This window comes from Salmonella sp. SAL04157 (assembly GCF_046551635.1).
GTDB classification, from domain to species: Bacteria; Pseudomonadota; Gammaproteobacteria; order Enterobacterales; family Enterobacteriaceae; genus Salmonella; species Salmonella enterica.
In genome coordinates this window covers 294,207-318,319 of the sequence record NZ_JBGDVS010000005.1, presented here as the reverse complement: position 1 = coordinate 318,319, position 24,113 = coordinate 294,207, and the positions used below count along the sequence as shown (strand labels likewise).

General features: G+C 54.1%; 17 protein-coding genes and 1 pseudogene. 4 read left to right on the top strand and 14 right to left on the bottom strand.

Annotated features, from left to right (window positions below):
* Positions 1-45: 45 nt before the first annotated feature.
* A complete protein-coding gene (gene malT / locus ACLJRE_RS13825) occupies positions 46-2,751 on the top strand; it encodes an HTH-type transcriptional regulator MalT (RefSeq protein ID WP_000907030.1) in 2,706 nt (901 codons plus the stop codon).
* 66 nt (positions 2,752-2,817) lie between these two features.
* Here malT and ACLJRE_RS13820 read toward each other — a convergent pair whose 3' ends face one another.
* The 3 genes from ACLJRE_RS13820 to glpE all read right to left on the bottom strand — a co-directional run bounded on the left by ACLJRE_RS13820 (position 2,818) and on the right by glpE (position 4,902).
* Positions 2,818-3,576, bottom strand: a complete 759-nt coding sequence (locus ACLJRE_RS13820; protein WP_000815084.1) for a DeoR/GlpR family transcriptional regulator — start codon at positions 3,574-3,576, stop codon at positions 2,818-2,820.
* Between the two features lie 93 nt (positions 3,577-3,669).
* A complete protein-coding gene (glpG, locus tag ACLJRE_RS13815) occupies positions 3,670-4,500 on the bottom strand; it encodes a rhomboid family intramembrane serine protease GlpG (RefSeq protein WP_023212578.1) in 831 nt (276 codons plus the stop codon).
* 75 nt (positions 4,501-4,575) lie between these two features.
* Positions 4,576-4,902, bottom strand: coding sequence for a thiosulfate sulfurtransferase GlpE (glpE, locus tag ACLJRE_RS13810; protein WP_000434523.1), 327 nt, complete (start codon positions 4,900-4,902; stop codon positions 4,576-4,578).
* Positions 4,903-5,100: 198 nt separating this feature from the next.
* On the opposite strand from glpE, the gene glpD reads away from it, so the two are divergent.
* On the top strand, positions 5,101-6,609 hold the full coding sequence (gene glpD, locus ACLJRE_RS13805) for a glycerol-3-phosphate dehydrogenase (RefSeq protein WP_023212579.1): 1,509 nt from the start codon (positions 5,101-5,103) through the stop codon (positions 6,607-6,609).
* A 91-nt stretch (positions 6,610-6,700) separates the two neighbouring features.
* Here the strand turns inward: glpD and glgP are convergent, their stop codons facing one another.
* The 6 genes from glgP to asd all read right to left on the bottom strand — a co-directional run bounded on the left by glgP (position 6,701) and on the right by asd (position 17,554).
* Entirely contained in the window at positions 6,701-9,148 is a 2,448-nt protein-coding gene (glgP, locus tag ACLJRE_RS13800) for a glycogen phosphorylase (RefSeq protein ID WP_000993424.1), read from the bottom strand.
* A gap of 19 nt (positions 9,149-9,167) precedes the next feature.
* Positions 9,168-10,601: a glycogen synthase GlgA gene (gene glgA / locus ACLJRE_RS13795; protein WP_001197669.1), complete on the bottom strand. Its 1,434-nt coding sequence runs from the start codon at positions 10,599-10,601 to the stop codon at positions 9,168-9,170.
* Positions 10,601-11,896 (bottom strand): glucose-1-phosphate adenylyltransferase, encoded by a 1,296-nt coding sequence (gene glgC / locus ACLJRE_RS13790; protein WP_000253995.1) that lies wholly within the window; start codon positions 11,894-11,896, stop codon positions 10,601-10,603. Before glgC ends, glgA begins: the two co-directional genes overlap by 1 nt.
* Before the next feature lie 14 nt (positions 11,897-11,910).
* The gene (gene glgX, locus ACLJRE_RS13785) at positions 11,911-13,887 is read right to left on the bottom strand and encodes a glycogen debranching protein GlgX (RefSeq protein ID WP_410957413.1); all 1,977 of its coding nucleotides are present in this window, start codon (positions 13,885-13,887) and stop codon (positions 11,911-11,913) included.
* Positions 13,884-16,070, bottom strand: a complete 2,187-nt coding sequence (gene glgB, locus ACLJRE_RS13780; protein WP_000098558.1) for a 1,4-alpha-glucan branching enzyme — start codon at positions 16,068-16,070, stop codon at positions 13,884-13,886. Before glgB ends, glgX begins: the two co-directional genes overlap by 4 nt.
* Before the next feature lie 377 nt (positions 16,071-16,447).
* A complete protein-coding gene (gene asd / locus ACLJRE_RS13775; protein ID WP_000799940.1) occupies positions 16,448-17,554 on the bottom strand; it encodes an aspartate-semialdehyde dehydrogenase in 1,107 nt (368 codons plus the stop codon).
* A gap of 234 nt (positions 17,555-17,788) precedes the next feature.
* Here asd and ACLJRE_RS13770 point away from each other — a divergent pair.
* Positions 17,789-17,863, top strand: a pseudogene (locus ACLJRE_RS13770) (MarC family protein); the annotation flags it as partial.
* A gap of 114 nt (positions 17,864-17,977) precedes the next feature.
* On the opposite strand, the gene gntU reads toward ACLJRE_RS13770, so the two are convergent.
* The 5 genes from gntU to ACLJRE_RS13745 all read right to left on the bottom strand — a co-directional run bounded on the left by gntU (position 17,978) and on the right by ACLJRE_RS13745 (position 22,968).
* Positions 17,978-19,318: a gluconate transporter gene (gntU, locus tag ACLJRE_RS13765; RefSeq protein ID WP_000105950.1), complete on the bottom strand. Its 1,341-nt coding sequence runs from the start codon at positions 19,316-19,318 to the stop codon at positions 17,978-17,980.
* Entirely contained in the window at positions 19,315-19,848 is a 534-nt protein-coding gene (gene gntK, locus ACLJRE_RS13760; protein WP_000108342.1) for a gluconokinase, read from the bottom strand. Before gntK ends, gntU begins: the two co-directional genes overlap by 4 nt.
* Positions 19,849-19,986: 138 nt before the next feature.
* Positions 19,987-20,982 carry a gluconate operon transcriptional repressor GntR gene (gntR, locus tag ACLJRE_RS13755; RefSeq protein ID WP_023212580.1) on the bottom strand — a complete coding sequence of 332 codons (996 nt, stop codon included), beginning with the start codon at positions 20,980-20,982 and terminating at the stop codon, positions 19,987-19,989.
* A gap of 129 nt (positions 20,983-21,111) precedes the next feature.
* Positions 21,112-21,807: a pirin family protein gene (locus ACLJRE_RS13750; RefSeq protein WP_000639789.1), complete on the bottom strand. Its 696-nt coding sequence runs from the start codon at positions 21,805-21,807 to the stop codon at positions 21,112-21,114.
* Positions 21,808-21,930: 123 nt separating this feature from the next.
* The gene (locus ACLJRE_RS13745) at positions 21,931-22,968 is read right to left on the bottom strand and encodes an oxidoreductase (RefSeq protein ID WP_023212581.1); all 1,038 of its coding nucleotides are present in this window, start codon (positions 22,966-22,968) and stop codon (positions 21,931-21,933) included.
* A gap of 466 nt (positions 22,969-23,434) precedes the next feature.
* Here ACLJRE_RS13745 and yhhY point away from each other — a divergent pair, with 466 nt between their 5' ends.
* Entirely contained in the window at positions 23,435-23,923 is a 489-nt protein-coding gene (gene yhhY, locus ACLJRE_RS13740) for an N-acetyltransferase (RefSeq protein WP_023212582.1), read from the top strand.
* The last annotated feature ends 190 nt before the right edge of the window (positions 23,924-24,113 follow it).

Below are 24,113 nucleotides of genomic sequence, written 5' to 3'. Positions count from 1 at the left end.
AAAAAAATCGCAGTTCCCCCCATTTCCCACAGTGAAGTGATTGCTATGTTGATTCCGTCTAAATTAAGTCGTCCGGTTCGTCTCGACCATACCGTGGTTCGTGAGCGGCTGTTGGCTAAACTTTCCGGCGCGAACAATTTCAGGCTCGCCCTGGTAACCAGTCCTGCTGGCTATGGGAAAACCACGCTTGTCTCACAGTGGGCGGCGGGCAAAAATGAATTAGGCTGGTACTCTCTCGACGAAGGCGATAACCAGCAAGAGCGGTTCGCCAGTTACTTAATTGCCGCAATCCAACAGGCCACCGGCGGACACTGCTCTACCAGCGAAGCGATGGCGCAAAAACGTCAGTACGCCAGCCTGACGTCCCTCTTCGCACAGCTCTTTATTGAACTGGCGCAGTGGCATCGCCCGCTTTATCTGGTGATTGACGACTACCATTTGATTACCAATCCGGTGATTCACGACGCGATGCGCTTTTTCTTACGTCATCAGCCGGAAAATTTCACCCTGGTGGTGTTATCGCGTAATTTACCGCAACTGGGCATCGCTAACCTGCGCGTGCGCGATCAGCTGTTGGAAATCGGTAGCCAGCAGTTGGCTTTTAACCATCAGGAAGCAAAGCAATTTTTTGACCGTCGTCTTTCGTCGCCCATTGAAGCCGCTGAGAGCAGCCGCATGTGCGACGATGTTGCCGGTTGGGCCACTGCGCTACAGTTGATCGCCCTCTCCGCGCGCCAGAACCATACCTCTGCGCATCACTCCGCCCGCCGTCTTGCCGGGATTAATGCCAGCCACCTTTCTGATTATCTGGTGGACGAAGTACTGGATAACGTGGATGTCAGCACCCGACATTTTTTACTTAAAAGCGCGATCTTACGCTCAATGAATGACGCGTTGATCGTGCGTGTGACCGGCGAAGAAAACGGCCAGATGCGGCTGGAGGAGATTGAGCGCCAGGGGTTATTCCTACAACGCATGGACGACACGGGCGAGTGGTTTAGCTATCACCCGTTGTTTGGTAGCTTTCTGCGCCAGCGTTGCCAGTGGGAACTGGCGGCGGAACTGCCGGAGATCCACCGCGCGGCCGCAGAAAGCTGGATGGAACAAGGTTTTCCCAGCGAAGCTATACATCATGCGCTGGCGGCGGGTGACGCGCAAATGCTGCGCGATATCCTGCTTAATCATGCGTGGGGGCTGTTTAATCACAGTGAACTGGCGCTGCTGGAAGAGTCATTAAAAGCGCTGCCGTGGGAAAGCCTGCTGGAAAATCCGCGGCTGGTGTTGTTACAGGCCTGGCTGATGCAAAGCCAACACCGCTACAGCGAAGTGAATACGTTGCTGGCGCGCGCCGAGCAAGAGATCAAAGGGGTCATGGACGGCACGCTGCATGCTGAATTTAACGCGCTGCGCGCTCAGGTCGCCATCAACGACGGCAATCCGGAAGAGGCAGAGCGGCTGGCGAAACTGGCGCTGGATGAGCTTCCTCTCGCCTGGTTTTATAGCCGCATTGTCGCGACCTCCGTTCACGGCGAAGTGCTGCACTGTAAAGGCGATCTCAGCCAGTCTTTATCGCTGATGCAGCAAACCGAACAAATGGCGCGCCATCATGACGTCTGGCATTACGCGCTATGGAGCTTAATTCAACAAAGTGAAATTCAGTTCGCCCAGGGATTCCTGCAGGCCGCATGGGAAACGCAGGAGAGAGCCTTCCAGTTGATCAAAGAGCAACATCTGGAACAACTGCCGATGCATGAGTTTCTGGTACGTATCCGCGCGCAATTGCTGTGGGCGTGGGCGCGCCTTGACGAAGCGGAAGCCTCGGCGCGCAGCGGTATCGCTGTGCTGTCCACCTTCCAGCCGCAACAACAGTTGCAGTGCCTGACGTTACTGGTGCAGTGCTCGCTGGCGCGCGGCGATCTGGATAATGCCCGTAGTCAGCTTAACCGACTGGAAAATTTATTAGGCAATGGTCGTTATCACTGCGACTGGATCTCTAACGCCGATAAGGTGCGTGTCATTTACTGGCAGTTAACCGGCGACAAAAAATCCGCCGCCAACTGGTTACGTCATACGCCCAAACCGGCGTTTGCCAATAACCATTTTCTGCAAGGGCAATGGCGCAATATCGCCCGCGCGCAGATCCTGCTGGGCGAATTCGAGCCTGCGGAAATCGTGCTGGAAGAGTTAAATGAGAATGCCCGTAGCCTGCGCTTAATGAGCGATTTAAACCGCAATCTGCTGTTACTCAATCAGCTTTACTGGCAATCCGGGCGGAAAAACGACGCCCAGCGCGTATTGCTTGATGCCTTACAGCTCGCCAACCGCACCGGATTTATCAGCCATTTTGTGATTGAAGGCGAAGCCATGGCGCAACAATTGCGTCAGCTTATCCAGCTCAATACGCTGCCGGAGATGGAGCAGCATCGCGCGCAGCGCATCCTGCGAGAGATTAACCAACATCACCGGCATAAATTCGCCCATTTTGACGAGGGCTTCGTCGAGCGCCTGCTTAACCATCCGGATGTCCCGGAGCTTATTCGCACCAGCCCGCTCACCCAGCGTGAATGGCAGGTGTTAGGGCTTATCTATTCCGGTTACAGCAACGAACAGATTGCCGGCGAACTGGCGGTGGCCGCGACCACCATTAAGACGCATATCCGCAACCTCTACCAGAAACTCGGCGTCGCGCACCGTCAGGACGCGGTACAGCACGCGCAGCAGTTGCTGAAGATGATGGGGTACGGGGTTTGACGTGTGCCTGATGAGCTTATCAGGCCTACGATCACGCGCAGAGTTAGGCCTGATAAGACAGTCTCTTTAGCACAGCTCTAATTGAATATGGTGGTCGGCAATCACCTGCATCACGCCCGGCGGCGGCAGGGTATCGGTGTAGACCGCATCGACCATACTAATGCTGCCCATGTTTACCATCGCGTTACGGCCAAATTTAGAGTGATCCACCACCAGCATCACATGGCGCGAATTTTCGATAATCGCGCGCTTGGTGCGTACCTCATGATAGTCAAATTCCAGCAACGAGCCGTCGCTATCAATACCGCTAATACCGAGAATGCCGAAATCGAGACGGAACTGGGCGATAAAGTCCTGCGTCGCTTCGCCAATAATGCCGCCGTCGCGGCTGCGGAGTTCGCCGCCGGCGAGGATAATACGAAAATCCTCTTTCGCCATTAGCGTGTTCGCTACGTTCAAATTGTTGGTCACGATCCGCAAATTACTGTGCCCTAACAGGGCGTGCGCTACGGCTTCCGGCGTCGTGCCGATATCAATAAACAGCGTTGAACCATTGGGGATCTGGGCCGCGACTTTGCGAGCGATGCGCTCTTTTTCTTCCGTTTGCGTCGCCTTACGATCGTGCCACGGCGTGTTCACCGAGCTGGAGGGCAACGCCGCGCCGCCGTGGTGGCGCAAAATCATATTCTGTTCCGCCAGATCGTTAAGATCCCGACGAATGGTTTGCGGGCTGACAGAAAAATGCTCCACCAGCTCTTCCGTACTGACGTACCCCTGTTTTTTCACCAGTTCAATGATCGCGTCATGCCGTTGTGTTTGTTTCATGAATAATCTCTGAAAGTAACCAACCTTGCGCCGGATAGCGGCATTCGCCCTACCCGGCCTGGAAAAATATCTCGACCACAGGCCGGATACGCCTCACGTTCGTTTTCGCGCATTCAGCGTATCAACAAAGGCCATCGCTAAACCGACGATAAGCCCGGCGATGTGCGCGCCGTTCGCCATAGACATGCCAAACCAGTCAAACCAACCAGCGACTATCCACATTAATGCAAAAATAATTAAGCCGCGCTGGAGATAAATTCCGCTTTGCGGATCGCGCTCTCCGCGCAGCCACACGTAACCCATCAGCGCATAGACGACGCCAGACAGCCCGCCAAACCACGGGCCGCTAAATTTCTGCTGTACATAGCCGCTTAGCAGCGCGCTTATCACCGTAATGACTATTAATTTACCGCTGCCCAGGCGCTTCTCTACCGCCCCGCCGAGATACCACCACCACAGCAGGTTAAAAAGAATATGCATCAGTGAGAAGTGCATAAAGATATGGGTGAAGTAGCGCCAGACTTCAAATTTTAAAACCGGATCGAACGGCCACGCCAGCCACACCATCACCGTCTGATCGCCGATGAGACTCATCGCGATATAGACCAGCACGCAGGCGAGCATCACGATCCAGGTAACAGGGCCGGCTCGTTCACGCAGCGTGGCGAGAAAGGGAAAACGGCGGTAGCGTAGCCCGCTGTTCGTCTGCCCGGACTGCCAGCTAGCCGCCAGATAACGCGGATCGCCGGGATTTTCTATAAACCGCGCCAGCTCGACCCGCACACGTTCGGCCTGCGATTCATCTGCCAACCAGATATCGCTTTGATTATGTTGTTGAATAGTAAGAATGACGCCCTGGGTGGCCATGTAATCAACAAATGCCTGCGCCACGCGAGGATTCGCAAAGGAAGTAATCATCAACATTATTGCTGTCGCTTAGTCCATACAAAAGAAGACAGTATATATACCCTTCTCGTCGGAGGCTGCATCTTTATGGGATTACGCGCCATTCGCGACATCGGCAGGGAAACGGCGATGCCAGGCCTCAAACCCGCCGTCAATGCTGTAAACCGCATCATAGCCTTGCTGGAGCAGATACTGCGCGGCGCCTTTACTACTGTTGCCGTGATAGCACATTACCATCACGGCGGTATCGAAACCATGCTCACGCATAAACGCGCCCAGCGTATCGTTAGTCAAGTGAAACGCCTGCGGCGCATGACCCATGGCATAACTTTGCGGATCGCGAATATCGACCAGCACCGCCGCGCCCTGGTGCAGTTTCTGATACGCCTCTTCTACAGTGATACATTCAAATTGTTCCATGAATCGCTCTTTCATTATTGCCGGTGAAGCCAATTAAGGCATTTTATCGCCCAGTGTACGTTGACGGAGTAGCTTAACGCCATAATGTTATACATATCACTCTAAAATGTTTTTTCGATGTTACCAATAGCGCGTTTCTTTGCTATTATGTTCGATAACGAACATTTTTGAACTTTAACGAAAGTGCAAGAGGGCAGCATGGAAACCAAAGATCTGATCGTGATAGGCGGGGGCATTAACGGTGCAGGCATCGCGGCTGATGCCGCCGGACGCGGTTTGTCCGTACTCATGCTGGAAGCGCAGGATTTGGCCTGCGCAACCTCTTCCGCCAGTTCGAAACTTATCCACGGCGGCTTACGCTACCTTGAACACTACGAGTTCCGTCTGGTCAGCGAAGCGCTGGCAGAACGTGAAGTGCTGTTGAAAATGGCGCCGCACATCGCCTTCCCGATGCGTTTTCGTCTGCCGCACCGCCCGCATTTACGTCCGGCCTGGATGATCCGTATCGGTCTGTTTATGTACGATCACCTCGGCAAACGTACCAGTTTACCCGGTTCCACCGGTGTGCGGTTTGGCGCAGATTCGGTACTCAAACCTGAAATCGTGCGCGGATTCGAATACTCCGACTGTTGGGTAGACGATGCGCGTCTGGTGCTGGCTAACGCACAGATGGTGGTGCGTAAAGGCGGCGAAGTCCTTACCCGTACTCGCGCAACCGCCGCTCGTCGGGAAAATGGCCTGTGGATTGTCGAAGCGGAAGATATCGACACCGGTAAAAAATATGTCTGGCAGGCGCGCGGACTGGTTAACGCCACCGGACCGTGGGTCAAACAGTTCTTCGACGAAGGGATGCATCTGCCGTCACCGTATGGCATCCGCCTGATCAAAGGCAGCCATATCGTCGTGCCGCGCGTCCATAATCAGAAGCAGGCGTATATTCTGCAAAACGAAGATAAACGTATCGTCTTTGTCATTCCGTGGATGGAGGAGTTTTCGATCATTGGCACAACCGATGTCGAATATAAAGGCGATCCGAAAGCGGTAAAAATCGAAGAGAGCGAAATTAATTACCTGTTGAAGGTCTATAACGCGCACTTCCAGAAACAACTGGGGCGCGATGACATCGTCTGGACGTACTCCGGCGTCCGTCCGCTGTGCGATGATGAGTCCGACTCACCACAGGCGATCACTCGCGATTATACCCTGGATATCCATGATGAAAACGGCAAAGCGCCGCTGCTTTCCGTGTTTGGCGGTAAGCTCACGACCTACCGTAAGCTGGCCGAACACGCGATGGAAAAACTGGCGTCTTATTATCCAGGCATCGGGCCGGCATGGACCAAAACGTGCGTACTGCCCGGCGGCAACATCGACGGCAGCCGCGAAGATTACGCGGCGAAGCTGCGTCGTCGTTATCCGTTCCTGACGGAATCGCTGGCGCGCCACTATTCGCGCACTTACGGTAGCAACACGGAGTGGATTCTCGGCGAAGCCACGTCGCTGCTTGATTTAGGCGAAGATTTCGGTCATGAGTTTTACGAAGCAGAACTCAAGTACCTGGTGGATCACGAATGGGTGCGCCGTACTGAAGATGCTATCTGGCGTCGCACCAAAGAAGGCATGTGGCTGACCGCCGAACAGCAGTCCCGCATCACTCAGTGGCTGGCAGCGTATGTTGAGAAACACCAGCTTTCACTGGCGTCCTGAGAAAAATGCCGGATGGCGGCTAACGCCTGATCCGGCCTACAAGGATACATAAACGTAGGCCGGGCAAGCGAAGCGCCGCCGGCATCGGGATTTACAACCGCACCGGATCAATATGCCAGATATTTTCGGCATACTCTTTGATGGTTCTGTCCGATGAAAAGTAGCCCATATTGGCAATGTTGAGCATCGCTTTCGTCGTCCACTCTTCCGGGCGACGATACAACTCATCCACCTTATCCTGGCAGTCCACGTAGCTGCGGTAGTCCGCCAGCACCTGATAGTGATCGCCAAAGTTAATCAGCGAATCTACCAGATCGCGGTAACGGCCTGGCTCTTCCGGATTAAAGACGCCGCTACCAATCTGCGTCAGTACCTGATGTAGCTCTTCATCTTTTTCATAATAGTCGCGAGGCTTATAACCCTGCCTGCGCAACGCTTCCACCTCTTCGGCAGTATTACCGAAGATAAAGATATTCTCCTCGCCGACATGCTCCTGCATCTCTACGTTCGCGCCATCCAGCGTACCAATGGTGAGCGCGCCGTTCAGGGCAAATTTCATATTACTGGTGCCGGAAGCTTCTGTTCCTGCCAGCGAAATCTGCTCAGACAGGTCGGCAGCGGGAATGATCACCTGCGCCAGGCTGACGCTGTAGTTCGGGATAAACACCACTTTCAGCTTGTCGCCAATCTGCGGATCGTTGTTAATCACTTTCGCCACGTCGTTGATCAGATGAATAATGTGTTTTGCCATGTAATAGGCGGAAGCCGCCTTACCGGCAAAAATATTCACCCGCGGCACCCAGTCGGCCTCCGGATTTTCTTTAATGCGGTTATAGCGGGTAATGACATGCAGTACGTTCATCAACTGCCGCTTGTATTCGTGAATACGCTTAATCTGCACGTCAAATAACGCTTTAGGGTTTACCACCACATTCAGTTGTTGCGCTATCACTACCGCCAGCCGTTTTTTATTTTCCAGCTTCGCCTGACGCACCGCATGATTGACCAGCGGATAATCACAATGCTGTTTCAGCTCGCTGAGCTGACTAAGATCGGTACGCCAGGTACGACCAATATTCTCATCCAGCACGTCAGACAGCGGCGGGTTTGCCAACGCCAGCCAGCGGCGCGGCGTAACGCCGTTAGTGACGTTACAAAAACGGGTCGGGAAAATCTTCGCAAAATCCGCGAACAGCGACTGCACCATCAGGTTGGAATGGAGTTCAGAAACGCCGTTGACTTTATGGCTGACCACCACCGCCAGCCAGGCCATCCGTACCCGGCGGCCGTTCGACTCATCAATAATCGACGCTCGTCCAAGCAGGCTGGTATCGTTGGGATATTGCTCCTGCAACGTTTTCAGGAAATAGTCGTTAATCTCGAAGATAATCTGCAGGTGACGGGGCAGAATTTTCCCCAGCATATCGACGGGCCAGGTTTCCAGCGCCTCGCTCATCAACGTATGGTTGGTATAAGAGAAGACCTGACAGCACACCTCAAACGCGTCGTCCCAGCTAAATTTATGTTCATCAATCAGCAGGCGCATCAGCTCCGGAATTGACAGCACCGGATGCGTATCATTGAGGTGAATGGCGATTTTATCCGCCAGATTCTCATAGGTTTTATGCAGTTGATAATGACGGTGCAGGATATCCTGCACTGTCGCCGAGACCAGAAAATACTCCTGGCGCAGGCGTAGCTCGCGTCCGGAATAGGTGGAATCGTCCGGGTAGAGCACCCGTGAAACGTTCTCAGAGTGGTTTTTATCTTCCACCGCCGCAAAGTAGTCGCCCTGGTTGAATTTACCGAGGTTGATTTCACTACTGGCCTGCGCATTCCACAGCCGCAGTGTGTTAGTGGCGTCGGTGTCGTAACCGGGGATGATCTGATCATACGCGACGGCCAGAATCTCTTCCGTCTCAATCCAGCGTGCTTTTTTACCTTCCTGCTGAATGCGCCCGCCAAAAAGCACCTTATAGCGCGTATTGTGGCGCTTGAACTCCCACGGGTTGCCATATTCCAGCCAGTAATCCGGAGATTCTTTTTGCCGCCCGTCGACAATATTCTGCTTAAACATGCCGTAATCGTAGCGAATGCCATACCCGCGACCCGGTAATCCTAGCGTCGCCAGCGAGTCCAGGAAGCAAGCCGCCAGCCGTCCTAAGCCGCCGTTGCCAAGCCCTGGGTCATTCTCTTCATCGATCAGCTCTTCGAGATCTAAGCCCATGGCCTCCAGCGCGCCTTTAACGTCGTCATAAATGCCCAGCGAGAGCAGCGCGTTAGAGAGGGTACGACCAATCAAAAACTCCATCGACAGGTAATAAACCTGCCGGGTTTCCTGCGATAATTGGGCTCGATTAGAACGCAGCCAGCGCTCCACCAGACGATCGCGCACCGCGAACAATGTGGCGTTCAGCCATTCATGTTTATTGGCAATGACCGGGTCTTTACCAATCGTAAACATCAGCTTATAGGCAATAGAATGCTTAAGCGCCTCAACGCTGAGTGTGGGCGATGCATAAGTAAACGGAGCATTCATATAAATGATTCCTGGATGACTATTTCAAGCGATAGTACAGCTCGCGGTATGATTTCGCGGCAACTTGCCAGCTAAAATCCATCGCCATCGCCTGCCGTTGTACAAACCGCCAAAGCGAAGGCCGTGACCACAACACAAAAGCACGCCGAATCGCGCGTAGCAACGACCAGGCGTTACTGTCTTCGAAGACAAAACCGCTGGCGATACCGTCCGCCAAATTTTCCAGCGAACTGTCGGAGACCGTATCGGCCAACCCCCCGGTACGCCGCACCAGAGGCAGCGTGCCATACTTTAAGCCATATAACTGCGTTAAGCCGCACGGTTCGAAACGACTGGGCACCAGAATAACGTCCGCGCCGCCCATAATGCGATGCGAGAAAGCTTCGTGATAGCCGATCTGTACGCCAACCTGCCCTGGGTGTTCCGCCGCCGCCGCGAGGAACCCTTCCTGAAGCACCGGATCGCCCGCGCCGAGTAGCGCCAACTGCCCGCCCTGCTCCAGCAGCCCCGGTAACGCCTCCAGCACCAGATCCAGACCTTTCTGGTTGGTCAGACGGCTTACCACGGCGAACAGCGGCACTTTGTCGTTAACCTTCAACCCCATCGCAATTTGTAGCTGACGTTTGTTTTCCGCCTTCTCTTCCAGGGTATCGCGCGTGTAGCGCGACGCCAGCAGCAGATCGGATTCCGGGTTCCAGATCTTCTCATCCACGCCGTTCAGTATGCCGGACAAGCGCCCTTCCAGATGACGCTGGCGCAGCAGCCCTTCCATACCATAAGCAAACTGCGGTTCAGTAATTTCACGCGCATAGGTCGGGCTCACCGCCGTAATATGGTCGGCATAGTACAAACCGGCCTTCAAAAAGGAGAGTTGTCCGTTGAACTCCAGCCCATGCATATTAAAGAATGACCACGGCAGTTCGATGTCATCCATATGCTTTGCATAAAACATGCCTTGATAGGCCAGGTTGTGTACGGTAAAGACCGATTTCGCCGGCCGCCCGCGCGCTGCCAGATAGGCGGGCGCCAGCCCGGCGTGCCAGTCATGGGCGTGCACCACGTCGGGGCGCCAGAATGGATCAAGTCCGCAGGCCATTTCACAGCCGACCCACCCTAACAGGGCAAAGCGCAGCACGTTATCGGTATAGGCATATAAATTCGTATCGTGATAGGGACTGCCTGGACGCTCGTACAGATGCGGCGCGTCGATCAGATAAATGCCCACGCCGTTATAATGCCCGAACAGCAGCGATATCTTACCTGCGAAAGTATCGCGGCGGCTCACCACATGCGCGTCGGGTATCCCCCGACGGATATCGGGAAACCCTGGAAGCAGAACGCGAACATCAACACCATCCGCAATTTGTGCCGCAGGCAACGCGCCTATCACATCCGCCAGACCCCCAGTCTTCAGCAGGGGGAACATCTCTGAACATACATGTAAAACCTGCATTATCGCTCCTGTTTGACCTGCAGTTTGCGCAGCATTTCACGCGTGACCAGTACAATACCTTCTTCTGAACGGTAGAAACGACGAGCGTCCTCTTCCGCATTTTCACCAATCACCATGCCTTCCGGGATAATACAGGCACGGTCAATAACACAGCGACGTAAACGGCAGGAGCGTCCTACCCAAACCTCAGGTAACAACACTGCCGAATCAATATTACAAAAAGAATTTATTCTCACCCGTGGGAAGAGCACAGATTGCACCACCACCGAACCGGAGATAATGCAGCCGCCGGAGACCAGCGAGTTCAGCGTCATACCGTGGCTACCGGAGCGGTCCTGCACGAATTTCGCAGGCGGTAGCGATTCCATATGCGTACGAATAGGCCAGTTCTGGTCATACATATCCAGCTCCGGCGTCACCGAGGCTAAATCCAGGTTCGCCTTCCAGTAAGCTTCCAGCGTACCTACATCGCGCCAGTACGGTTCGGCTTGCGGATCGGACTGCACGCAGGAGAGCGGGAAAGGATGCGCGTAAGCCATACCTTCTCGGGTGATTTTGGGGATAATGTCTTTACCGAAATCGTGGCTGGAAGCGTCATCTTTATCGTCTGCCGCCAGCAATTCATACAGGTAATCGGCGTCAAAAACGTAAATGCCCATACTGGCCAGCGATTTGCTGGCGTCACCAGGCATTGCGGGGGGATTCGCCGGTTTTTCGACAAAATCAATAATCTTGTCGCTTTCATCGACCGCCATCACGCCGAATGCCGTCGCTTCTTTGATCGGCACCGGCATACAGGCCACCGTGCAACGCGCGCCCTTTTCAACGTGATCGATCAACATACGCGAGTAGTCCTGCTTATAGATATGATCGCCTGCCAGGATGACGACATATTCCGCTTTATAGCGACGAATAATATCCAGGTTCTGGGTCACCGCGTCTGCCGTGCCGCGATACCAGTTTTCGCCCTTCATACGCTGTTGAGCTGGCAGCAGATCGACAAATTCGTTCATCTCTTCGCTAAACAGTGACCAGCCGCGCTGAATGTGCTGCACCAGCGTGTGGGACTGATACTGAGTGATCACGCCGATACGGCGAATCCCGGAGTTCAGACAATTAGATAAGGCGAAATCGATGATGCGGAACTTCCCACCAAAGTGGACGGCTGGTTTGGCGCGTTTGTTCGTTAAATCTTTTAGACGCGTGCCGCGGCCGCCAGCCAGGATTAGGGCAACAGATTTCAGTGGCAGCTGGCGCGCCAACATTACACGATCGTTCTTCTCTAAACTCACCATGATTAACTCCTTTTTTATCCTCTCTGGAACACACACAGTCCATGCGCAGGTCCCTGCCAGACCGCCGTTATCACCGGATTATCCTCTCCAGCGAATGGGGGAACGGCGCGCCATTCCCCTTCGGGTAAAACTATATCTGTCACCTCAAGCGTGGCATTTATCGCAATCAGAAAACGGTCCGACAACAGAATTTGCATCAGCTTAGGCCCGTTTTGCCACTCATCCGCACTCAAGGGTTGCGCGTTTTTATTCAGCCAACGCACGTTGCCATCGCCTTCTTCCCACCAGCTATTGCCGGTTAAAGCCGGTATCTGCTGACGCAAACGAATCAGCGCGGCGGTAAACGTGGTTAACCCACGGTTTGCCTGCTGCCAGTCCAGCCAGGTTAAGGCATTATCCTGACAGTAGGCGTTATTGTTGCCGTGCTGGCTATGGCCATGTTCATCGCCTGCCAGCAGCATCGGCGTTCCCTGAGAGAGCAGTAGCGTCGCCAGCAGGGCATGAATGCTGTCGCGCCGCCGCTCCATTAAATCAAGCGGACCGCCTAATCCTTCTTTACCATGATTGTCGCTGTAATTGCTGTTGGTGCCGTCGCGATTTTCCTCACCGTTCGCCTCATTGTGTTTCTGATTGAAACAGACGCAGTCCCGGAGCGTAAAACCGTCATGCGCCGTGAGCAGATTGACAGAGGCGCCGGGCGTGCGGCCATTGCGTTTAAACACATCGCTGGAAGCGGCGAAACGACAGGCAAATTCCCCCGTCGTCAGGTTACGCGGCAACCAGAATCGGCGGGCCGCATCGCGAAAATGATCGTTCCACTCGGCAAACGGTGGCGGAAAATTCCCGACCTGATAGCCGCCCTCGCTAATATCCCACGGTTCAGCAATCAGCTTGACCGTTGATAACACAGGACACGCTTTAATCGCGGCGAACAGCGGCGCATCCTGGCGAAACGTCGGCGTGCGCCCCATGACGGACGCCAAATCAAAACGAAAACCATCGACATGACAGGTTTCCACCCAATAGCGCAAACACTCGCACGCGTATTCCACCACGCCAGGATGGCTTAAATTGAGCGTGTTGCCGCACCCCGTCCAGTTGTGATAATCGCCATCGTCCCTTATCCAATAATAGCTACGGTTATCAATTCCGCGCAGGGAGAAGGTTGGACCGTCCAGATCCAGCTCGGCGCTATGGTTTAATACGATGTCCAGAATGACCTCAATCCCCGCGCGATGCAGCGCTTTCACCGCGTCGCGAAACTCGTCCAGCGCCGTCTCGGGCGAACTGGCCCAGGCGGGATGCAGCGCGAACATCGCCATCGGGTTATAACCCCAATAATTGGTCAGTCCCATACGTTGCAGGCGCGGCTCGCTGGCAAACTGCGCCACCGGCAACAGTTCCAGCGCCGTAATGCCAAGCTGTTTGAAATACGCCACCATGACCGGATGACCGAGCGCTTTATAGGTGCCGCGTATCTCCTGGGGGAGTTCCGGATGCAGGTAGGTCAGCCCTTTGACATGCGCTTCATAGATGACCGTTTTTCCCCACGGCGTGCGCGGCGCGGCGTCATCTTCCCAGTCATAATGGTCGCTGATTATCACGCTTTTCGGCGCCACCGCCGCGTTATCGCGGTAATCCGGTTCATCGTGTCCGCCGTGCAACAGCGGATGATCTTTTAGTTCGCCCTCCACCCGGCGCGCATAAGGATCAAGCAGTAACTTCGCCGGATTAAACCGATGCCCCTGCGCTGGCTGCCACGGGCCATGTACGCGATAGCCATAGCGCAAACCAGGCCTGGCGCCTGCCAGATAACCATGCCAGACATCGCCGCGACGTCCTGGCAGGTCATAGCGGCGCTCATTCCCTCGGGAATCAAAAACGCACAGCTCTACGCGCTCCGCATGGGCGGAAAAGAGCGTGAAATTCACGCCATGACCGTCATACGTTGCGCCATGCGGCGTTGCTTCGCCGATCGCAAGCTGCGTCATTCCCCCTCCCGCATCAGCCAGATCGTCGCCAACGGCGGTAACGTCAGGCTAAGAGAGTGCTGACGGCCATGGCTTTCGATCTCATCGCTGTGCACCACGCCGCCGTTGCCGGTGTTGCTACCGTGATAATGCATCGAATCAGTATTGAGAATTTCACGCCAGCGTCCCGGCTGGTTGATGCCAAAACGGTAGTCGTGGCGAGGAACGGGCGTAAAGTTGCTGGCGACGATGATCTCGTTACCGGCTTTATCACGGCGTACAAAAATCAGTACCGAGCGTTCATTGTCATCGACCACCAGCCACTCAAAGCCGTAAGCATCAAAATCCAGCTCATGCAACGCTTTATGGTGGCGATAGGTGTGGTTGAGATCGCGTACCAGACGCTGAACCCCGTGGTGCCAGTTATCGCCCCCCTCCAGCAAGTGCCAGTCGAGGCTGGCGTCATGGTTCCACTCGCGTCCCTGGGCAAACTCATTCCCCATAAACAGCAGTTTCTTGCCGGGGAAGGCCCACATCCAGCCATAGTAGGCGCGCAGGTTGGCGAATTTTTGCCACGCATCGCCCGGCATACGATCGAGAATGGATTTCTTGCCGTGAACCACTTCATCGTGCGACAGCGGCAGAACAAAGTTTTCGGTATGGTTGTACAACATACCAAAGGTCAGCTTGTCGTGATGATACTGGCGGTACACTGGGTCCAGCTTCATATAGTCCAGCGTGTCGTGCATCCAGCCCAGGTTCCACTTGTACCAGAACCCCAGGCCGCCCGTTTCCGGTGGACGCGTCACGCCAGAGAAGTCTGTCGACTCTTCCGCCATGCTGACCGCGCCGGGCACCTGCTCGCCAATAATGCGGTTGGTATTACGCAGAAACTCAATGGCTTCCAGGTTTTCACGACCGCCGAACTCGTTCGGTATCCACTCGCCCTCTTTGCGGCTGTAGTCGCGGTAGATCATAGAGGCCACCGCATCGACACGCAGCGCATCAATCCCAAAACGCTCCATCCAGTACAGGGCGTTGCCCACCAGATAATTACTGACTTCACGACGACCATAGTTGTAGATCAGCGTATTCCAGTCCTGGTGATAGCCCTCGCGCGGATCGCTGTGCTCATAGAGGTGGGTGCCGTCAAACTCCGCGAGGCTAAATTCATCGGACGGGAAATGGCCCGGCACCCAGTCGAGAATGACGTTAAGGCCCGCCGCATGGGCCGCATTGATGAAATAGCGGAAGTCGTCCCGCGTACCAAAGCGGCGGGTCGGCGCGTAGAGGCCGGTCGGCTGGTAGCCCCAACTGCCGTCAAACGGATGTTCGTTGACCGGCAAGAGTTCAAGGTGCGTAAAGCCCATCCATTTGGCGTAAGGCACAAGCTGATCCGCCAGTTCACGATAGCTCAGCCAGAAATTGTTATCCGTATGGCGGCGCCATGAACCTAAATGCACCTCATAAATCGAGATCGGCGCATCAAACTGATTGGCTTTTTGTCGTTCTTCGCTTGGCGTCACTTTCTCCGGCAGTCCGCAAATCATCGACGCCGTTTCCGGACGCATCTGCGCCTCAAAAGCATAGGGATCGGCTTTAATGCGCAGATTACCATTCGCATCAAGCAGCTCGAATTTATACAGTTGTCCATTATGCGCGCCGGGGATAAACAGCTCCCAAATACCGCTCTCTTTGCGCAGACGCATCGGGTGACGACGCCCATCCCAATAGTTGAATTGCCCGACAACCGAAACGCGACGAGCATTAGGCGCCCAGACGGAGAAACGGGTGCCGGTGACGCCATCCATCGTATCGGCGTGCGCGCCCAGCGTTTCATAAGGACGCAGGTGGGTGCCTTCCGACAATAGCCAGACATCCATTTCCTGTATTAATGGACCAAAACGGTAAGGATCGTCGATGAGGTTCTGCTGTCCGTGCCAGGTCACGGCGAGCTGATAGCGAAAGAAATTTTTACGTCGGGGTAAAACGCCGCAGAAAAAACCGCGAGCGTCGAGACATTCCAGTTTGCCGACTTTACGTCCGGTTTTGGGTTCAATCACCCATACGTCGGTGGCGTCAGGTAATAGGGCGCGGACTTCTAGTCCGGCTTGGGTCTGGTGCATTCCGAGTACGGAAAAAGGGTCCGCAAAATGTCCTGCAATTAGCGCATTAATCACGTCTCTATCGATACGACTGGACATGGTTTGTCATCCTGTTTTGTGGCGTCACTCCATCTCACTGAATTCAACATCAGGTAGTGACACTTCTTTGACCTGAACGGCGCAGCACACTGTGCATCCTATCTGCGTCGTCCTACCTTCAGGTTAGGCTTAATACCCGTGGGATTAAGCTACCCTTAAAGAATAGCCAATGCTCTGCTTAACTCCTGATAAAAATGAAACATCTGCGTTTACTCCTGTATTACGCAAAAAAAAGGGTGACGATGCACCCTACATATCAATCTGACGTCTGCTTGCCGACTACACCTTATCTGGCGGATATTGCTGGATGGCGGCGCTGACACGCCTTATCCGGCCTACAGAACCACACGCAGGCCCGATAAGCGCTGCAATAGCTACTACGCCAACTGGCGCAGCATTCGACGCAGCGGCTCGGCGGCGCCCCATAACAACTGGTCGCCTACGGTAAACGCCGACAAGAACTCTGGCCCCATGTTCAGCTTACGCAGACGACCAACCGGCGTAGTCAACGTGCCGGTCACCGCCGCCGGGGTTAATTCGCGCATAGTGATATCACGATCGTTCGGCACCACTTTCGCCCACGGATTATGTGCCGCCAGCAGTTCTTCCACCGTCGGAATGGATACCTCTTTTTTCAGCTTAATGGTGAACGCCTGGCTGTGACAGCGCAGTGCGCCGACGCGCACACACAAACCATCAACCGGAATCACAGAGGCGGTATTGAGAATCTTGTTGGTTTCCGCCTGGCCTTTCCACTCTTCGCGGCTTTGGCCGTTATCGAGCTGTTTGTCGATCCAGGGGATCAGGCTTCCCGCCAGCGGTACGCCAAAGTTATCCACCGGCAGCTCGCCGCTGCGGGTCAATGCCGTAACTTTGCGTTCAATATCAAGAATTGCGGAAGACGGCGTCGCCAGTTCATCGGCGACATGGCCATACAACTGACCCATTTGGGTTAACAGCTCGCGCATATGGCGCGCGCCGCCGCCGGAGGCGGCCTGATAGGTCGCGACGGATACCCAGTCAACGAGATTATGGGCAAAGAGACCGCCCAGCGACATCAACATCAGGCTAACGGTACAGTTACCGCCCACAAAGGTCTTCACGCCATTGTTCAGGCCGTCGGTAATCACGTCCTGGTTGACCGGGTCGAGAATAATAATGGCATCATCTTTCATGCGCAGCGTAGAAGCCGCATCAATCCAGTAACCCTGCCATCCGCTTTCGCGCAGCTTTGGATAAATTTCGTTGGTATAATCGCCGCCCTGGCAAGTCACGATGATATCGAGCGCTTTTAGCGCATCCAGATCAAAAGCGTCCTGTAGCGTGCCGGTGGAGGTGTCGCCGAAGGTGGGCGCCGCCTGTCCAAACTGGGAGGTAGAAAAGAAAACAGGGCGAATAGCGTCGAAATCGCGCTCCTCTACCATGCGTTGCATGAGAACAGAGCCGACCATTCCGCGCCAGCCGATAAAACCAACATTTTTCATAGCGTTTTTTTCCTGCAAAGAGATGTGCTGTGTATGCGCGCCAGTATCCTGTGGCGCATCCTTCACCATACAAAAAGCAGCCAAAGTCGCAAGTGAAATTAATCAATGATAGCGAAGCCATCAGTAATGCGACTTATCCTGCCTTACCGCGCAAGCAGAAAGTCCAGTGGCGATTATCAGGGAATTTGCGTTAGGAAGGGAATCATTTCCGTCGCTGTTTTATTGATCCTAATTATGGATCAGCGTAGAAATTTGCCTGCTTTTATGCGCGTACTGAAACATGGCGAGGCAAAACGTCGTTGGGCGATTGCCATGCACACCTCAATAAAAAAACCGGGTAGCGATTACGCCTTACCCGGCTTACGGTGTCGATATGTGCCCGTTTCCAGGCCCGGTAAGCACCGCGCCACCGGGCAACAAGACTCAGCTCAGCAGTTGGAAAGCAATCATCCCGACAATCGCGCCGACCGTGCCGAGGATAGTTTCCATCATCGTCCAGGTCTTCAGCGTCTGTGCTTCGGTCGCGCCGGTAAATTTACCGAACAGCCAGAAGCCAGCGTCGTTAACATGAGAAACCACAATTGAACCGCCGGCGATACAGATAGAGAGCGCAGCCATCTGCGCGCCGGAGAAATTCAGTTGCTCTATGACCGGCATCACCAGACCGACCGCGGTTAAACACGCCACGGTCGCGGAACCCTGAATGATGCGCACCGCCGCCGCCAGCACAAAGCAGGTAATGGCAATCGGCAGTCCCATACCGGTTAACGCTTCGCCCAGCGCCGGGCCGACGCCGGAGTCAACCAGTACCTGTTTGAACACCCCGCCTGCGCCAATCACCAGCAGAATAATGCCCGCCGGTTGCAGCGCGTGGCCGCAGATTTCCATCACTTTGTCTTTCGGCATCCCCTGACGCATCGCCAGGCCGTAAATCGCTACCAGACAAGCGACCAGAATCGCAGTGAAGGGGTGGCCGATAAACTCAAACCATTCGTAAGCGGTGGAACCTTCCGGCACAAAACGCGCGGCGATCGTTTTCAGTCCTACCAGCACCAACGGCAGCAGGATCAGCGACAGGCTGAAGCCGAAAGAAGGCATTTTACCTTCACCCAGATGCGGCTCGGTAATGTCGTCAGGAATACGCAGCTCAACGTAACGGCTGATAAAATTCCCCCACAGCGGCCCGGCGATAATCATGCCCGGAATGGCAGCGCACAGCCCAATCAGGATCATCCAGCCGAAATCAGCATGCATCTGAGAAGCCAGCAGCATCGGCGCAGGCCCAGGCAACAAAAACGCCGCGGCTGCCGCCACGCCCGCAAACAGCGGAATGACCAGCTTCACCAGGTTTGTGCCGGTATGACGCGCCATAGAGAACGCCACGCTTATCAGCAGCACAATCGCCACTTCAAAGAACAGCGGAAGCGCGCAAATCAGCCCGGCCAGGCCAATCGCATAGTGCGCGCGGTTATGACCAAAGGATTTAAGCATCTTGACGGCTATCTGATCGACCGCGCCGGTTTCATGCAGAATTTTACCGAACATCGCCCCCAGCGCGACCACAATCGCCAGGAAGCCCAGCGTGCCGCCCATCCCTTTTTCCATGGTCGCGGCGATTTTATCAAGCGGCATCCCTGAAAAAAGCCCCGCGCCCATCGAGACGACCATTAACGCGACGAAGGCGTGCATACGCGCCTTCATCACCAAAAACAGCAGCAGTAAGACGGAACCGACGGCGGTTAAAACCAGTGTTAATGTACTCACAGCGTACTGCCTTTATTGATGACCTCAATGGTGCTCGCCACGACGCCTTCCAGCGGCTGGTCGATATCCACCACCAGAACATCGCGTTCGTCGGCACCCGGCTCTTGCAGCGTTTCAAACTGCGTCACCAGCATCTGGGTTTTGAAGAAATGACCTTTGCGCGCTTTCAGACGGCTTTCAATGACGTCGAAATCACCTTTCAGATAGATAAAGGAGAGGTTCGGGTTTCCCTCGCGCAGCAGGTCACGATAGTGTTTTTTCAGTGCGGAACAGACGATCAGCGAGATTTTATTGGTTCGCTGCATCGCGAAAGCGGCGTCGTTCAGCGCCTGTAACCACGGTTTGCGGTCATCATCATTCAACGGCTCGCCGGAGGCCATTTTTTCAATATTGCAGCGCGGATGCAGAAAATCGCCGTCCAGAAACGCGGCATGAAGCTGATGCGCCACGGCGCTTGCGACAGCGGATTTACCGCTGCCTGATACGCCCATCAGAACGTAAACGTGGTGATCATGATTAGTCGTGCTCAAAGCGGGCCCCCACTCTACAAGTTGCAAAATTTGTTACGGGTAACTGTTATCGGTAACATTGTCCAACCGCACCATTCACGACGCAATGACCATTCGTGCCAAAAGTGAATAAGTGTGAGCTACTTCAAAGTTGTCAGACTAAATAGATCCGCCCGGTGACAAGGTGAAACCTAAATCTAACATTTTTGGCGTGACCGTTTCGCCGCGAATGCGGGCCAACAGACGTTCCGCGCCAATGCTGCCCATTCGCTCGCGCGGCGTCAGGACGCTTGCCAGACGCGGTTCCATCACCTGGCCGATGTCATGACCGTGGAACCCGGCAATCGCCATGTCGTCCGGGATTTTTAGTCCCAGGCGCTGGCATTCGAAGGTCGCCCCCACCGCCAGGTCATCGTTGGTGCAAAAAATACCGTCAAGCTGTGGGTATTCGCGTCGCGCCTGGCGCATGAGTTCGATACCGGAAGAGTAGGATGAAGATTGCTCCATCATCACACTGTAAGGAACCAGGCCGGCGTCCCGCATCGCCTGTTCATAGCCCTTCTGCTTGATGATAGTACGTTCGTCGAGGCGCGCCCCCAGATAGGCGATATGACGATGACCGCGCGCGATAATCGCGGCGGTCATCTGGCGCGCGGCCTCGAAGTTGTCAAAACCAACGGCAATATCGAGACACGGCGACTGGCTGTCCATCAGTTCCACCACCGGAATCCCGGCGACTTCGATCATTTTTAAGGTGCGCGGCGTATGGGTACGCTCAGTGAGGATCAGGCCGTCGATATTCCAGGAGAGCATCGATTCCAGGCGCTCCTGCTCCATCTCCGGTTTATAGCCGTAGTGCGCCAGCATGGTTTGATACCCGTGGGCATCGGTGACAGCCTCAATACCGCGTAACACTTCCGCAAAGACCTGGTTGGTTAAAGACGGCAGCAGAACGCCAATGGCGCGGCTGGTGGCGTTGGAAAGAATGTCAGGCGCGCGATTAGGAATGTACCCGAGCTCATCAAGCGCAGCCGCAATTTTACCCCGCAGCGCGACGGAGACCTGCTCCGGATTACGCAAAAAACGGCTGACCGTCATTTTGGTCACGCCCACACGGTCGGCCACATCCTGAAGTACGGGTCTTTTCTTTTTCATCGTCCTGAAAGGTATAAAAGGGATAGATTTGCCCAGTTTACCACGGACGTGCGGAATTAATGACAAACGATGAAAAGCCGGATGGCAACGCTTTCGCGTCTTATCCGGCCTACAAAAGGTTACAGCACGTTAAACTGGCGGCAAGTCAAACAGCAACACTTCACTGTCGCTGTCGGCATGAATCGAGATTGCCTGCTCATCCCAAATCGCCAGACCATCGCTGGTGGTGGCTTTAGTACCGTTAATGGTCACGTTACCTTTTACCACCTGGATCCAGACGCGGCGCTCAGCGGCAATCTGATGCACCGACTGCTCATCTTTGAGCAGCGCCCAGCGGTACAGCTCCATATCCTGGTGGACCTTCAGCGAACCATCGCGAGCATCTGGCGAAAGCACCAGTTGCTTGCCCTGCGCGGCGTCGAAGCGACGCTGTTCGTAGCGCGGCGTGATGCCGGTTTCTTGCGGAATGATCCAGATCTGGTACAGCCGCAGACGATCCGTTTTGCTCGGGTTGTACTCGGAGTGGCGAACGCCGGTCCCGGCGCTCATAATCTGGAATTCACCTGCCGGAACCTGTTCTTTATTGCCCATACTATCCTGGTGTTCTACGGCGCCTTCCAGCACATAGGTCAAAATTTCCATGTCTTTATGCGGATGCGTGCCGAACCCCTGGCCTGCGTCGATCACATCGTCGTTAATCACACGCAGCGCCGAGAACCCCATAAAGTTCGGATCGTAATAATCGGCAAAAGAAAAGGTATGCCAGGAGTCAAGCCAGCCATGATTCGCATGACCGCGGTCGTTTGCTTTGCGTAAGTAGATCATTGTGTTCACCCCCAGATGTTTTCGATGGAATAAGTGTGGACTCATTCCGTCCGGGATCATAGAGGGTGAAAATTGACTCCTCTGTTCAAAAAATATGAATAAGCGCAGAGGAGTCTGTAAGGGCTATTTAGCGAGGGTTATCGTCGCAGGCGATGCCTGTTCGAAAGCACGTTCGAGGATTTCCAGATTGGTAAGAACTTCAGATTCCTTGACGTAATTAGGCGTACCGACGGTCAACGTCTGGTACAGCGCATCATAAACACGACCATAGTCACCCGTTTCCGGTTTCACCTCTTCTTTCACCGTAACACCGTCATCGTTAACATATTCCAGCACGCCGACGGATTCGTCAGCGGCGAAACCGGGTTCACCGGGCATAATGTTCGCTTTCAGGCTGGTTTCTTGTTGATCGATACCGTACTTCACAAACGAACCTTTAGTCCCATGCACGATAAATTTCGGGTAATCAATTTTCACCAGGTGGCTGGTTTTAACGATAGCCTTCAAATCGCCATAAAATAGTTGCGCTTCAAAGGTGTCATCCGGATTCGCTTTATTACGCAGGCTACGAATGTCATACGCGACATGATCCGGGCGGCCAAATAGCGAAATAATTTGATCCATGGTGTGGACGCCAAGTCCGTAGAAAGCGCCATCCTGCGGCAGGCCCGGTTTGGTTTCCGCCACGGGTCGGTAGTAGTCAAAATGGCTTTCAACTTCGACAATCTTGCCCAGTTTCCCGCTCTCAATCGCTTTTTTAGCCGTGAGAAAACAGGAATCAAAACGCCGATTCTGATACGGCGTAACGGTCAGTCCTTTGCTTCGCGCCAGTTCGAACAACACTTTTGCCTGCGCCAGCGTCGGCGTGAAAGGTTTCTCAACCAGCACATTTTTACCCGCTTCCAGCGCGCGTTTGGCGTATTCGAAATGGCTGTCAGCATGCGTACAGACGATCACCAGTTTTACCTGCGGATCGCCCAACACCTCATCCAGATCGCTGGTGAAGTGAATATGTGAATACTGCGGCGCCTGCTCTTCCGGTTTAGCGTGACGACGGAAAATATGCGCGACATGCCAGGTATCTTTCCGATTCAGAACATAGGGGAGATGGTAACGGGTGGTACTTTTGCCGAATCCAATAAATGCGCAGTGTAAGGTCATGAGACGATCCTTTTGAAGATGATTGTTTACACCATAGCGCAAAGCGTGAGGAGACTGAATGTTGGATTCTTTGCCGGATGCGGCGTTGCCTTTTTGGGCCTACAAAAGCAGATGCCTCAAGATCGGCCGTCGGCGTCGCGGTCAGTTTGTTCACGGCAAGCGCGCAGGGCCCGGAGCGTACTAAATGTACGTGAGGAGCACGAGCACTTCCCGGGGACAAAATGACAAGTAAGCCAGGCTGAAACAAAACCCAAAAAAAAGCCAGCAAAAGCTGGCCAAAATAATACTGGAAGCAATGTGAGCAATGTCGTGCTTTCAGGTTCTCCGTAGGGGTTCCCCTGAACGCAAGGCAATAATAATCATTCTCATTCGCACTTGTCTACTTCTTTTTGCAAAAAAATGCGGTTGACGGAATTTTCTTTCTCAGCGAGTGTAAATACACAATTACCCCTGCAGGAGATAAGGAATGAGTGAAATAGTGATACGCCACGCTGAACCGAAAGATTACGACGCCATTCGTCAGATCCACGCCCAGCCGGAGGTGTATCACAACACGCTACAGGTTCCTCATCCTTCCCTCGAAATGTGGCAGGCGCGGCTAACCGAGCAAGCCGGGGTTAAACAACTGGTTGCCTGCATTGACGATATTGTCGTTGGCCATCTTTCTATTCAGGTCACCCAACGTCCTCGCCGCAGCCACGTGGCCGATTTTGGTATCTGCGTGGATGCCCGGTGGCACAATCGCGGCATTGCCAGCGCGCTGATCCGCACGATGATCGACATGTGTGACAACTGGCTGCGCGTCGAGCGTATCGAGTTAACGGTATTTGTTGATAACGAGCCCGCGGTGGCGGTGTATAAGAAGTACGGCTTTGAAATCGAAGGCACCGGTAAGAAATACGGCCTGCGCAACGGTAAGTACCTTGATGCGTACTTTATGGCGCGCGTGAAATAGCGCTTCCCCGCCCCACCCTGTGGGGCGAAACGTCACAAACCTTCACAACATTCCAGTTATTGCAACCTACTTCCCCTATATCAAAACAATAACCACCTGAATTTCATGGTTATTACCACTTTAAGCTTTATCACCGTTTTTTCCGTAATTTTAGCAATATTAATATTACATTTTTGTTTTTTTTTGGTTT